Annotated in this window: 1 pseudogene; it reads right to left on the bottom strand. The window is 44.4% G+C overall.

The features are described 5' to 3' along the window. Positions 1-305: 305 nt before the first annotated feature. Positions 306-624, bottom strand: a pseudogene (locus IEX94_RS19505) (DDE-type integrase/transposase/recombinase); the annotation flags it as partial.

Genomic DNA, 624 nt, shown 5'->3' with positions numbered 1-624 from the left:
GGTAACGTCAAAAGTTCTATGAAAACCAAGTGAAGAATCATCTACATGTCCTTTAGCGACCAATAAAAGGCTGGCTAGAACGAAAGAAAATGCAGAATGGACTCTAGTTAGCACACGAGTTCCTAAAGAGAGGACGACAAATAAACCCCAAAAACTGCGGGTAAGCACATCCTTCCTTGTTTGCCGCTGCGCATTGTCTCAGATGATTTAGGGGTAGTCAAGGAAAGTACTTGACAACCCCTAAATCATCTAAGATTACGTTTCCAAGGCAAACAAAGGGGAAACTGTGGTCAGGAATGTCTTGATCAGGATGCCTGCATTTCTGTAAGGAAGTCCTGAGACATTTCGATTAATTTCGTCCACCGTTCCGGCATATTAGGCATCTTTCTAAGCTCCGGAATGATGACCGGCACGTTGTATTCCAGTGATGCATGTGGTCTAAGGAAGTTAAAATATGCCACAAACAAAGTCACATAGGAAACAGAGCCAGCTTGTGAGCCGAATCCGGTGGTTGCCCTGTAGTTCCCTTTGAAAGACCGGTTTAAACGCTCAATAATCTGTTTCATCGGGCGGTATTCTTTGGACACGGGGTCATCGTTGGTAAGCCCAATAACTTTGTGAAGG

Origin of the sequence: Oceanobacillus indicireducens (assembly GCF_014647195.1) — a bacterium.
In the GTDB taxonomy this organism is placed as follows: Bacteria; Bacillota; Bacilli; order Bacillales; family Amphibacillaceae; genus Oceanobacillus; species Oceanobacillus indicireducens.
The sequence above is the reverse complement of the archived record's forward strand: the minus strand, read 5'-3'. Positions and strand labels throughout refer to the sequence as shown.